11 protein-coding genes and 1 pseudogene are annotated in these 11,465 nt (G+C 73.6%); 3 read left to right on the forward strand and 9 right to left on the reverse strand.

Going from position 1 to position 11,465, the window contains the following annotated elements; genetic code table 11:
• Positions 1–307: 307 nt before the first annotated feature.
• From recN to KUM03_RS33485, 4 genes are all read right to left on the reverse strand, one after another.
• A complete protein-coding gene (gene recN / locus KUM03_RS33470; RefSeq protein WP_217254332.1) occupies positions 308–2,050 on the reverse strand; it encodes a DNA repair protein RecN in 1,743 nt (580 codons plus the stop codon).
• Positions 2,051–2,190: 140 nt separating this feature from the next.
• Positions 2,191–3,096, reverse strand: coding sequence for an NAD kinase (locus tag KUM03_RS33475; RefSeq protein WP_217254333.1), 906 nt, complete (start codon positions 3,094–3,096; stop codon positions 2,191–2,193).
• Positions 3,093–3,908, reverse strand: coding sequence for a hemolysin (locus KUM03_RS33480; RefSeq protein ID WP_217254334.1), 816 nt, complete (start codon positions 3,906–3,908; stop codon positions 3,093–3,095). Before KUM03_RS33480 ends, KUM03_RS33475 begins: the two co-directional genes overlap by 4 nt.
• Positions 3,909–3,915: 7 nt before the next feature.
• On the reverse strand, positions 3,916–4,212 hold the full coding sequence (locus tag KUM03_RS33485) for a hypothetical protein (RefSeq protein WP_217254335.1): 297 nt from the start codon (positions 4,210–4,212) through the stop codon (positions 3,916–3,918).
• Between the two features lie 42 nt (positions 4,213–4,254).
• On the opposite strand from KUM03_RS33485, the gene KUM03_RS33490 reads away from it, so the two are divergent.
• Positions 4,255–4,602, forward strand: coding sequence for an SCP2 sterol-binding domain-containing protein (locus KUM03_RS33490; RefSeq protein ID WP_217254336.1), 348 nt, complete (start codon positions 4,255–4,257; stop codon positions 4,600–4,602).
• A gap of 7 nt (positions 4,603–4,609) precedes the next feature.
• Here KUM03_RS33490 and KUM03_RS33495 read toward each other — a convergent pair whose 3' ends face one another.
• From KUM03_RS33495 to KUM03_RS33510, 4 genes are all read right to left on the reverse strand, one after another.
• Entirely contained in the window at positions 4,610–5,497 is an 888-nt protein-coding gene (locus tag KUM03_RS33495; RefSeq protein ID WP_217254337.1) for an ABC transporter ATP-binding protein, read from the reverse strand.
• Complete coding sequence (locus tag KUM03_RS33500) at positions 5,494–6,531, reverse strand: iron chelate uptake ABC transporter family permease subunit (protein ID WP_217254338.1); 1,038 nt, start codon at positions 6,529–6,531, stop codon at positions 5,494–5,496. The genes KUM03_RS33495 and KUM03_RS33500 overlap by 4 nt, the downstream gene beginning before the upstream one ends.
• Before the next feature lie 11 nt (positions 6,532–6,542).
• The gene (locus KUM03_RS33505; protein WP_217254339.1) at positions 6,543–7,589 is read right to left on the reverse strand and encodes an iron ABC transporter permease; all 1,047 of its coding nucleotides are present in this window, start codon (positions 7,587–7,589) and stop codon (positions 6,543–6,545) included.
• 113 nt (positions 7,590–7,702) lie between these two features.
• Entirely contained in the window at positions 7,703–8,734 is a 1,032-nt protein-coding gene (locus tag KUM03_RS33510; RefSeq protein ID WP_217254340.1) for an HAD hydrolase-like protein, read from the reverse strand.
• 72 nt (positions 8,735–8,806) lie between these two features.
• Here KUM03_RS33510 and KUM03_RS33515 point away from each other — a divergent pair, with 72 nt between their 5' ends.
• Positions 8,807–10,099 carry a DUF1015 domain-containing protein gene (locus KUM03_RS33515; RefSeq protein WP_217254341.1) on the forward strand — a complete coding sequence of 431 codons (1,293 nt, stop codon included), beginning with the start codon at positions 8,807–8,809 and terminating at the stop codon, positions 10,097–10,099.
• A gap of 74 nt (positions 10,100–10,173) precedes the next feature.
• Here KUM03_RS33515 and KUM03_RS33520 read toward each other — a convergent pair whose 3' ends face one another.
• A complete protein-coding gene (locus tag KUM03_RS33520) occupies positions 10,174–10,761 on the reverse strand; it encodes a hypothetical protein (RefSeq protein ID WP_374225413.1) in 588 nt (195 codons plus the stop codon).
• Between KUM03_RS33520 and KUM03_RS39380 the strand changes: the two are divergent.
• Positions 10,690–11,465, forward strand: a pseudogene (locus KUM03_RS39380) (hypothetical protein); the annotation flags it as partial. The gene KUM03_RS33520 and the pseudogene KUM03_RS39380 overlap by 72 nt on opposite strands.

The following is an 11,465-nucleotide window of genomic DNA, read 5'->3' on the forward strand; positions in this document are numbered from 1 at the left end:
CCCTCCGCCCTTCCGCCGGACGCCCGCCCGGTCCGCGACAGCAGAGGTGCCGCCGAGCCCGCCGGGACACGCATCCAGACGTCAGACGCAGCGCCCCGCCCGCGTAGCCGAAGACCAGAGGCCTACGCCACGGAAGCCCGCCCGGACCACCTGTGCGTCCGGCCGCGCCGTGCGGACATGCCGCCAAGCCCAGCCGGGGCATGCGTCCCGGCGTCGGACGCTGCGCTCCGGGCGCCTACCCGGTGACCGACGGTCTGTCGGGCCCTCACTGCCACGACCGCGACCCGCAAGCCCGCCCCCAGACCGCCTACGCGTCCGACCGCGCCGTCTCCAGCAGCTCCTCCGCGTGCGCGCGGGCCGTCTCCGAGTCCTCCTGCCCCGCCAGCATCCGGGACAGCTCGCGGATCCGCTCCTCGCCCTCCAGGACCTTCACGCCGGAGCGGGTCACCGACCCGTCGTTCGTCTTCTCCACCAGCAGCTGCCGGTCGGCGAACGCGGCCACCTGCGGCAGGTGCGTGACGACCACGACCTGCGCGTTCTTCGCGAGCCGCGCCAGGCGCCGCCCGATCTCGACCGCCGCCTTGCCGCCGACACCGGCGTCGACCTCGTCGAAGAGGTAGGTCGGCACCGGGTCCGTGCCCGCGAACACGACCTCCACCGCCAGCATCACGCGCGACAGCTCACCCCCGGACGCCCCCTTGGCGATCGGCCGGGGCGGCGCGCCCGGGTGCGGGGCGAGCAGCAGCTCGACCTCGTCGGCGCCCGACGGCCCGTAGGCGACCGTGCGCCCGCCCACCTCGACGCCCTCCGGGTCCTCCGTCTGCCGGATCGCGAACGACACGCGCGCGTGGGGCATGGCGAGCGAGGCCAGCTCGGCGGTGACCGCGGCGGCGAACCGTTCGGCGGCCTCCGTCCGCGCGTCCGTCAGCGCCTGCGCCAGCCCGCCCAGCTCCGCCCTGAGCGCGTCCCGTTCGGCGGTCAGCTCGCCGATCCGCTCGTCGTCGCCGTCCAGCTCCGTCAGCCGCGCGGCGCCCTGCTCGGCCCAGGTCAGCACGGCGGCCACGTCCTCGCCGTACTTCCGGGTCAGCGCGGTGAGCGCGGCCCGCCGCTCCTCGACCGCCGCCAGCCGCAGCGGGTCGGCGTCCAGGTCGTCGGCGTACCCGGCGAGCTCCCCGGCCACGTCCCGCAGCAGGATGCCGACCTCGCCGATCCGCTCGGCGAGCGCGGCCAGCGCCGGATCGTGCGCCCGTACGGCGTCCAGGGCCCGCTGCGCGCCCGCGACCAGCGTGGAGGCGTCGACGCCCTCGGGATCCTCCGGGTTGCCGGCCAGCGCGGCGTGCGCGACGGTGGCCGCCGACGCGAGCGCCTCGGCGTGCCCCAGCCGCTCCGCCTCCTCCGCCAGTTCCACGTCCTCGCCGGCGCGCGGCTCGACCGCCGCGACCTCGTCGAGGCCGTAGCGCAGGAGATCGGCCTCCTGGGCGCGCTCACGCGCACGCGTGGTGATGTCCTCCAGCTCACGGGCGACGGCCCGCAGCCGCCGGTAGGCCTCGGCGTACTTGGCCAGCGGCCCGGCGACCGCGTCACCCGCGTACCGGTCCAGCGCCTGCCGCTGCCGGGTCAGCTTGAGCAGCCCCTGCTGGTCGGTCTGTCCGTGCACGGCCACCAGTTCGTCGGCCAGCTCGGCGAGCATCCCTACCGGCACCGACCGCCCGCCCAGGTGCGCCCGCGAGCGCCCCTCGGCGGAAACGGTACGGCTGATCAGCAGCGCCCCGTCGTCCAGCTCGGCCCCGGCCTCCTCGGCCCGCACGGCGGCCGCCGCGTCGTCGGGCACGGCGATGCGCCCCTCGACGACCGCGTTCTTGGCCCCGATCCGCACCAGCGCCGCGTCCGCGCGTCCGCCCAGGAGCAGCCCGAGGCTGGTGACCACCATGGTCTTGCCCGCACCCGTCTCACCGGTGACAGCGGTGAACCCGGGCGACAGCTCGACCACGGCGTCGTCGATGACTCCCAGCGACCGTATCCGCATCTCCTCAAGCACGGACACGACCATACGAGGTCCGGGCGGGCGAGCGCACACAGGCCACTCATGTCACCCCGGGGAGTGCATGCCGCCGAGGGGCGCGGGGAACTGCGCGACCAGCCACGACGCACCCGCGGCCCGCAACGCACCGAACCACCCCATCGAGTCCGCTAATGCGGCGCCCCCCGCCACCCGGAAACCGGCAACGCGAACTTCGCCACCAGCCGGTCGGTAAAGGACGCGTGGTGCAACCGAGCCAACCGCACCGGCACCGCCCCCCGCCGAACCTCCACCCGCGCCCCCGGCGGCAACTCAACCGTCCGCCGCCCGTCACACCACAGAACGCCCGGCGGGATATGAGGCAGCACCTCCACCGCCAGCACGGAATCCGGCGACGTCACCAACGGCTTCGCGAACAGCGCGTGCGCGCTGATCGGCACCATCAGCAGCGCCTCCACCTCGGGCCACACCACCGGCCCACCCGCCGAGAAGGCGTACGCCGTCGACCCGGTCGGCGTCGACAGCACGATGCCGTCGCAGCCGAAGCCGGTCACCGGCCGCCCGTCGATCTCCAGCACGACCTCGAGCAGCTTCTCGGCGCCGGCCTTCTGCACCGCCGCCTCGTTCAGCGCCCAGTCGGTGTGCACGATGTCGCCGTTGCGGTGCACGACGACGTCGACCGTCATCCGCTCCTCGACCTCGTACGCCCGGTTCACCACCCGGTCGACGACCTTGTCGAGGTCGTCCCGCTCGGCCTCCGCGAGGAACCCGACCCGGCCCAGGTTGACGCCGAGCATCGGCACCCCGGACGCGCGGGCGAACTCGGCGCCGCGCAGCAGCGTCCCGTCACCGCCGAGCACGATCAGCAGCTCGCACCCGTCGAGGCACTGCGGGGTGGCCTCCCCGACCAGGTCCACCTCGTCCGGCAGCGGCAGGTCGCACGCCTCCGCCTCCAGCACCCGCACCCCGAGCCCGGCGTTCAGCAGCCCCTTGACCACGAGCTCGGCGCTGCGAATGGCCGCGGGACGCCCGGTGTGGGCGAGCAGGAAAACAGTACGAGCTCGGTTCTGTGTCAACGCGGCCCCTCCGCCACTGCACGGTCAACGTCGGCCGGGTCCAGTTCACCGGCCCCGGCCCGCAGCCACAGAAAGTACTCGACGTTCCCGGAGGGACCGGGCAGCGGACTGGCGGTGACCCCCTTCACACCGAGCCCCAGTTCCCAGGCCCTGCGGGCGACCCCCGTCACGGCCTCTGCGCGCAGCTGCGCACTGCGTACCACTCCCCCGCTGCCCAGCCGCTCCTTGCCCACCTCGAACTGCGGCTTCACCATCATCACCAGGTCGGCGTCCGGCCGGGTGCACCGCACCAGGGCGGGCAGTACCAGTCCGAGCGGGATGAAGGACAGATCCCCCACGACAAGGTCCACGGGCTCCCCATCGATCGCTTCCGGCGTCAACTCGCGTACGTTCGTACGGTCCTTGACGGTGACGCGTTCATCTTGCTGGAGGGACCAGGCGAGCTGACCGTAGCCGACGTCGACGGCGACGACGTGCGCGGCGCCCGCGCGCAGCAGTACGTCGGTGAAGCCGCCGGTGGACGCGCCGGCGTCCAGTGCCCGCCGGCCCTCGACGACGAGCCCCCGCGGCACGAAGGCCGCGAGGGCGCCGGCCAGCTTGTGGCCGCCGCGCGAGACGTAGTCGGGGTCGCTGTCGTCGGCGGTCACCACGATCGCGGCGGCGGTCTCCACCTGCGTGGCCGGCTTGGTCGCGACGGTCTTGCCGACGGAGACCCGCCCGGCGGCGATCAGCTGGCTCGCGTGCTCGCGCGAGCGCGCCAGCTTGCGGCGGACCAGCTCCGCGTCGAGACGGCGGCGTGCGACTCCTGCCACGTTCGGTTCAGCTCCTGTTTTCGTACGGCGATGGCGGGACCGGAGGCCCCGGGCGGGCGTCGAGCGCGGTCAGCGCGTCGCGCAGCCCCCGGTGTACATCCTCGTACACCTCGACATGTCCGTCCGTGGTCAGGTGGTCGGCGTCGGCCAGCCGGGACAGCCGGGCGTCCACCTCGGCGTTCCCGGTGGGGGTGCGCGGGACGTCCAGGGGGGCGGGGGCGGCGGGGTCGTGCTCCGGCGCGTGCGCCTCGGCCGCCTCCCCGCCGGTTTCCTGTGCCTCCGGCTCCGGTACTGCGTCGCTCATGCCCCGACGCTACCGCGTACCGCTGGGGTACGGTCGGTCCCGATGGCGACGACTGAGGAGTGCCGCGCCGCACTCGAGAAGCTCTCGGACAACATGGGGAACGCCGAAGGGGACGTGCGGTCCGCCGCCGAGCTGGACCGCTCGGTGAGCTGCCACATCACCGACCTGGACGTCACCTTCGCGGGACGCATGGCGGACGGCCGGATCGACGTGCGCGAGACCCTGGAGGGCCCGCCGCGCGAGAAGGCCGAGATCAGGCTGGCGATGACCGGCGACGACCTGGTGGCCCTGGTCGCCGGCGAGCTGAACTTCGCCAAGGCCTGGGGTTCGGGGCGGGTGAAGCTGGAGGCGGGCCTGCGCGATCTGTTCCGCCTCAGGAAGCTTCTGTAGCGCCGCCTCAGGGAGCTTCCGCAGCCGCCACCTTCTCGCGCTCGACGCCGCTGCCGCTCCGTGCCTTGCGCGCGGCGGGCACCACCAGCGGCGTACCCGTCTCGGGGTCGTCGATGACCTGGCAGCGCAGCCCGAAGACCCGCTCCACCAGGTCGGCGGTGACGATGTCCTTCGGCGCGCCCTCGGCGATGATCTCCCCGCCGCGCAGGGCGATGAGGTGGGTGGCGTACCGGGCGGCGTGGTTGAGGTCGTGCAGGACGGCGACGAGCGTGCGGCCCTGCTCCTCGTGGAGCTCCGCGCACAGGTCGAGGACGTCGATCTGGTGCTGGATGTCGAGGTACGTCGTCGGCTCGTCGAGCAGCAGCAGCGGGGTCTGCTGGGCGAGGGCCATGGCGATCCACACGCGCTGGCGCTGTCCGCCGGAGAGTTCGTCGACGTAGCGGTCGGCGAGCTCCGAGATGCCGGTCTGGGCCATCGACTCCTGGACGACGCGCTCGTCCTCGGTCGACCACTGGCGCAGGATGCCCTGGTGCGGGTAGCGGCCGCGGCCGACGAGGTCGCCGACGGTGATGCCGTCGGGGGCGATGGACGACTGGGGCAGCAGGCCGAGGGTGCGGGCGACCTGCTTGGCGGGCATCGACTGGATGACCGAACCGTCGAGCAGCACCCGGCCCTGGGTGGGCTTCAGCATCCGCGACAGGGCGCGCAGCAGGGTGGACTTGCCGCAGGCGTTCGGGCCGACGATCACCGTGAAGGAGTTGTCGGGTATCTCCACCGACAGCTCCTCCGCGATGACCCGCTGGTCGTAGGCGAGGGTGACGTTCTCGGCGGTCAGGCGGTTCACGTTGCTCCTTTGGTTGTTCAGCCCGCTGCGGTTGCCGGTGCCGGCGCTCATATCCGGCCCGCCTTGCGCTCGGTGACCAGCAGCCACAGCAGGTAGACGCCGCCGAGCACGCCGGTGACGACGCCCACGGGCAGCTGGTCGGCGCCGAAGGCCCGCTGCGAGACGAAGTCGGCCGAGACCAGCAGGGCGGCGCCCATGCACATGGACGGCAGCAGGTTGGGGCCGGGCGAGCGGGTCAGGCGCCGGGCGAGCTGCGGCGCGGTGAGCGCGACGAAGGCGACCGGTCCCGCGGCGGCGGTGGCGGCGGCGGTGAGCAGTACGGCGGCCACCATCAGCAGGGCCCGCACGCGCTCGACGCGCACTCCGAGGGCGTACGAGACGTCGTCGCCCATCTCCATCATCCGCAGCGCGCGCCCGTTGGTGAGGATCAGCGGGACGAGCACGGCACACAGGGCGAGCAGGGGCCAGACCTGGTCCCAGTCGCGGCCGTTGAGGGAGCCGGTCATCCAGACGACCGCGCGGGAGGCGTCGACGATGTCGGCGCGGGTGAGCAGATAGCCGTTGACGGCCGTGACGATCGCGGAGACGCCGATACCGACCAGGACCAGCCGGTAGCCGTGCACGCCCCGCTTCCAGGCGAGCAGATAGATGGCGACGCCGGTCACCAGGCCGCCGACGAGCGCGCCGGCAGTGACCTGCGCGGAGGTCCCGGAGAACAGCACGATCATGGTGAGGGCGCCGGCCGTCGCGCCCTGCCCGAGGCCGAGCACGTCCGGGCTGCCGAGCGGGTTGCGGGAGATGGCCTGGAACAGCGCGCCACCCATCCCCAGCGCGGCGCCGACCAGCAGCCCCACCAGGACCCGCGGCAGCCGCAGTTCGTTGACGATGAACTCCTGGCTCGCGTTGCCGCCGCCGGCCAGGGTCCTGAGCACGTCGGCGGCCGGTATCTCGAAGTCGCCGGTGCCGATCAGCAGGACGCTCGCTGCCAGCGCGAGGAGCAGCAGGAGGACGACGACGACGGTGGCCCGCACGTCCAGGCGGAAGGACAGCCCGCCCGGGCTCCGCACGGCACGGTTCTTCCTCACGGCTTTCGTGGTCACAGCTGGGCCGTCCTCCGCCGTCGTACGAGATAGATGAAGACCGGGCCGCCCAGGACGGCGGTGACGATGCCGACCTGGAGCTCGGAGGGCCGGGCGACGATCCGGCCGAGGACGTCGGCGCCCAGCAGCAGCACCGGCGACAGGATCGCGGCGTACGGCAGGATCCAGCGCATGTCGGGTCCGGTGAAGGAGCGGACGATGTGCGGGACCATCAGCCCGACGAACACGATCGGCCCGCAGGCGGCGGTCGCCGCCCCGCACAGCACGGTCGCGGCCAGCATGGACAGCGCCCGGGTGCGGTTGAGGTTGGCGCCGAGCGCCTTGGCGGTGTCGTCGCCCATCTCCATGGCGTTGAGGGGCCGGGAGAGGGCGAGGGCGAGGATCGTGCCCACCACGAAGAACGGCAGCACTTCCATGATGGTGTCGTCGGTCGCCGACGACAGCGACCCGACCGTCCAGAAACGCATCCGGCCCAGTGCCGCGTCGTCCATGATCATCACGGCTTGGAGGTAGCCGAAGAGCGCGGCGCTGATCGCCGTGCCGGCCAGGATGAGCCGCACCGGCGTGGCCCCCCTGCTGCCGCCCAGGAACCAGACCAGCGCGCCCACGCCCGCCGCGCCGGCGAACGCGAACCACACGTATCCGGTCAGTGAGGTGACACCGAGGAAGCTGATGGCCGTGACGACCGCCGCGGAGGCGCCCGCGTTGATGCCGAGCAGGCCGGGGTCGGCCAGCGGGTTGCGGGTGAGCGCCTGGAGGACGGCTCCGGCGAGCCCGAGCGCGGCCCCCGCGAGCAGACCTAGCACGGTCCGCGACAGCCGTTCGCCCACCACGACATCGCTGTACGTGCCCGAGTCGTGGAAGAGACCGTGCCAGACCTGCGCCAGGGACAGGTCCTTCGCGCCGACCGCGAGGCTCGCCAACGCGATGAACACCAGGACCGCTGCCGAGACGGGCAGCCCGACGGCACGTACGACACGGCGCTTCGGGGGCGGCGCGGGGGCGGTCTCCGCGCGCTGTTCAGGGGGACTGTCGACCAACACGCGGTTAGGTTAGCCTACCCTGCCATTCGATCACGATCCCGAGGACGCCCGGCCCGCCTCACGGCCCCGCTCATCGGACTCGCCGCAGCCGGTCTCCTGCCCCGTACGACGGCTCACAACCCCAGTCGTGCCAGCGCCTTCCCGGAATCCAGCTCACATCCCTCCTCCCCGCCCGCCGTCCAGGCCGCCGCACACAGCGCGCGCAGCCCGTCCAGGGCGGCGCCGTCACCCTCCAGCTCCAGCCGCTCGACGCCGGCCGTCGCCGTCCAGCCACCGCACCGGAAGCCCTCGCTGCCGTCCCCCGTGACCTCCGGCTGTCCGCCGAGCAGCCCGCGCAGGTCGGCGTCGACGTACGTCGGCCGGTGCTCCGGCGGCGCCGCCAGCAACTGCGCCCCGTCGGTCACCCCGGTGAGGACGAGCAGCGAGTCGACCTCGCCGTTGAACGCGCCCTCGATGTCCGTGTCCAGCCGGTCCCCCACCACCAACGGCCGCTGCGCGCCGGTGCGCAGGATCGTCTCCCGGTGCATGGGCGGCAGCGGCTTCCCGGCGACCTGCGGCTCGGCGCCGGTGGCGATCCGGACGACCTCCACCGCCGCGCCGTTGCCCGGTGCGATGCCGCGGGCTCCCGGGATCGTCAGGTCCGTGTTGGAGGCGTACCAGGGCACCCCGCGCGCGATCGCGTAGCAGGCCTCCGCGAACCGCCCCCACGGCAGCTCAGGCCCGCCGAAGCCCTGGACGACGGCCGCCGGATCGTCCTCCGCCGACTCCACCGGCTCCAGCCCTCGCTCCCGCAGGGCGACCCGCAGCCCCACACCGCCGATCACCAGCACCCGCGAGCCCGACGGCACCTGCTCGGCGATCAGCCGGGCCACCGCCTGCGCCGACGTGATGACGTCGTCCGCGCCCGTCGGTATGCCCAGCTCGGTCAGGTGCGCCGCCACCGCGTCGGGCGTACGGAGCGCGTTGTTCGTGACGTACGCCAGGCGCATGCCGCCCGCGCGGGCCGTGGACAGCGACTCGACCGCGTGGGCGATGGCCTCACCCCCCGCGTACACCACCCCGTCCAGGTCGAGCAGCGCCGTGTCGTACGCCTCGCCCAGGCTCCGCCCACTGCCCTCGGGCCTCGTCCTGACGCTCCGGCTCATTGCACATCGCTCCTCGTTCGACGCCTTTCCCCCGATCATCCCCCATGCCACTGACACACGTACGATGCCGGGATGAACACAGCAGGTCACCCGGAAGCAACGGCGCGCCGGGGCCTGGAACTCACCCCGTTCCGAGGCCTCCGCTACGACCCCGACCGGGTCGGCAGCCTGGCCGCCGTGACGTCCCCGCCCTACGACGTCGTGGTCCGTCCCGACGGCCTGCTCCACCTCGAGTCCGCCGACCCGCACAACATCGTCCGCCTGATCCTTCCCCAGGCCGCCACGCCCGAGGCCCGCAACGAACAGGCCGCCGAGACCCTGCGGCGCTGGAGGTCGGAGGGCGTGCTGGCCGCCGACCCCGAGCCCGGCCTGTACGTCTACGAACAGCGCGACGGCGACGGCATGCTGCAACGCGGCATCATCGGCGCCCTGCGCGTGTCGGACCCCGCCGAGCAGGTCGTGCTGCCGCACGAGGACGTCATGCCGCACGTCGTCGCCGACCGCGCGGCCCTCATGCGGGCCACCTCGGCGAATCTCGAACCCCTGCTCCTCACCTACCGCGGCGACGGCACCACGGCGGCCACGACGACCGTCGTGGAACGCACCGCCGAACGGCCGCCGCTGCTGTCGACGACCACGGAGGACGGCTACTGCCACCGTCTGTGGTCGCTCACCGACCCCGACGACCTGGCCCGCGTCCGCTCGGAGCTGGCGCGGCACCAGGCCCTCATCGCTGACGGCCACCACCGCTGGGCCACCTACCGCACGCTGCGCGCGGAGCACCCCTCCCCGAGCCCCTGGGACCACGGCCTCGTCCTCCTGGTCGACACGGCCCGCTACCCGCTCCGGGTCCGCGCCATCCACCGCCTGCTGCACGGCTTCCCGGTGGACGACGCCGTCGCCGCCCTGGACGGCCACTTCCGCGTCCGCCGGCTCGACGGCCCCCTGACCCGGGCCATGGAGGACCTGGCGAAGGCGGCCGAGTCGGGCAACGCCTTCCTCCTCGCCGGTGACGGTTCCTTCCACCTCGTCGACCGGCCGGAGCCCGCCCTGCTGGACCGCACGGTCCCCACCGACCGCCCCCAGGCATGGCGCACCCTGGACGCCACCGTCCTGCACGCCACCCTCCTGGCCCACGTCTGGCGCATCCCGGACGACTCCGCGGCCCACGTCTCCTACATCCACGACACGGCGGCCACCGTGGAGAAGGCGGAACGCGACGGCGGTACGGCGGTACTGATGCACCCCGTCCGCGAGGAGGTCGTACGCGAGCTGGCCCGGCAGGGCGTCACGATGCCCCGGAAGTCGACGTCCTTCGGCCCCAAGCCGGCCTCGGGCCTGGTGCTGCGCGCGCTGGACCTGTGACAGGGCACGGCCCGGCATGACGAAGGGGCGGGACCGTGTACCGGTCCCGCCCCTTCGTCGTCACGTCACGGACGTCAGTCCTTCGCGCCGTCCCCGGCGTCGTCCTCTGTGGCCGGGCTCGCCGGCCCCTCCTCGTCGCCACGCTCGTCGAGGGCGTCCATGAACTCCACTCCGTCCAGCTCGGCCAGCCGGTCGGAGGCGTCCGTGCTGCCGTCCCGGTCGGACTCCACGGCCTTCGCGAACCACTCCCGTGCCTCCCGCTCCCGGCCCGCGGCCAGCAGCGCGTCGGCGTAGGCGTACCGCAGCCGCGCGGTCCAGGGCTGTACGGAGTTGGAGGCCAGCTCCGGGCTCTGCAGCGTCACGATGGCCGCGTCCAGCTGGCCCATGTCGCGCCGGGCGCCGGCCGCCACGAGGCGCATCTCCACCTGACCGGCCTTGTCGAGCTTGTGCACCTCGGGAGCACCGGCCATGTCCAGCGCCTTCTCCGGCCGGCCGAGCCCGCGCTCGCAGTCCGCCATCACCGGCCACAGCTCCACGGACCCGGTCATCCGCCGCGCGGCCCGGAACTCCGCCAGGGCCTCGCTGTACTTCTGGTTGGCGTACGCCGCGAACCCGGCCGCCTCGCGTACGGCGGCGACACGGGACGCCAGGCGCAGGGCCACCCTGGAGTAGCCGTACGCCGCCTCCGGGTCCTCGTCGAGGAGCCGGGCGACCATCACGAGGTTCCTGGCGACGTCCTCCGCGAGCGTCTTGGGCAGGCTCTGCAGCTCCTGCCGTACGTCCTTGTCGATCTCGTCGCCCGTGACCTCTTCGGGGATCGGCAGGCGCTTGATCGGCTCGCGGTCGCGGTCACGGTCCCGCTCCTCACGGAAGCGGCCACCGCCGCCATGCCGGTCGTCCCGCCCACGGAACCCGCCAGGCCGCCCGCCTCGGTCGTCGCGCCGGGGACCACGTCCCCCGCGGTCGTCGCGACCACGGAACCCACCACGGTCCTCCCGGCCGCGGAACCCACCACGGTCGCCACCACGGCTGTCGTCGCGCCGGCCGAAGCCGCCACGGTCACCGCGGTCGCCGCGGTTCTCCCGGGGGTCGCGGCTGTCATCACGGCGGAAGCCACCACGGTCACCTCGGTCGCCACGGTCGTCGCGACGGAACGACGGGCGGTCGCCGCCACGGTCGTCGCGACGGAACGACGGGCGGTCACCACCGCGGTCGTCGCGACGGAACGACGGGCGGTCGTCGCGGCGGTCGTCGCGACGGAACGACGGGCGGTCGTCGCGGCGGAAGGAGGGGCGGTCGCCGCCACGGTCGTCGCGGCGGAACCCACGGTCCCCGCCACGGTCCCGGTCATCACGACGCGGTCCAC

This window comes from Streptomyces sp. AC602_WCS936, assembly GCF_019049125.1.
Taxonomy (GTDB): domain Bacteria; phylum Actinomycetota; class Actinomycetes; order Streptomycetales; family Streptomycetaceae; genus Streptomyces.

Coding starts and splice junctions, on each gene's coding strand:
- KUM03_RS33515 (WP_217254341.1), top strand. CDS start 8,807: ATGAACACAGCAGGTCACCCGGAAGCAACGGCGCGCCGGGGCCTGGAA.
- KUM03_RS33510 (WP_217254340.1), bottom strand. CDS start 8,734: ATGAGCCGGAGCGTCAGGACGAGGCCCGAGGGCAGTGGGCGGAGCCTG.
- recN (WP_217254332.1), bottom strand. CDS start 2,050: ATGGTCGTGTCCGTGCTTGAGGAGATGCGGATACGGTCGCTGGGAGTC.
- KUM03_RS33495 (WP_217254337.1), bottom strand. CDS start 5,497: ATGAGCGCCGGCACCGGCAACCGCAGCGGGCTGAACAACCAAAGGAGC.
- KUM03_RS33490 (WP_217254336.1), top strand. CDS start 4,255: ATGGCGACGACTGAGGAGTGCCGCGCCGCACTCGAGAAGCTCTCGGAC.
- KUM03_RS33485 (WP_217254335.1), bottom strand. CDS start 4,212: ATGAGCGACGCAGTACCGGAGCCGGAGGCACAGGAAACCGGCGGGGAG.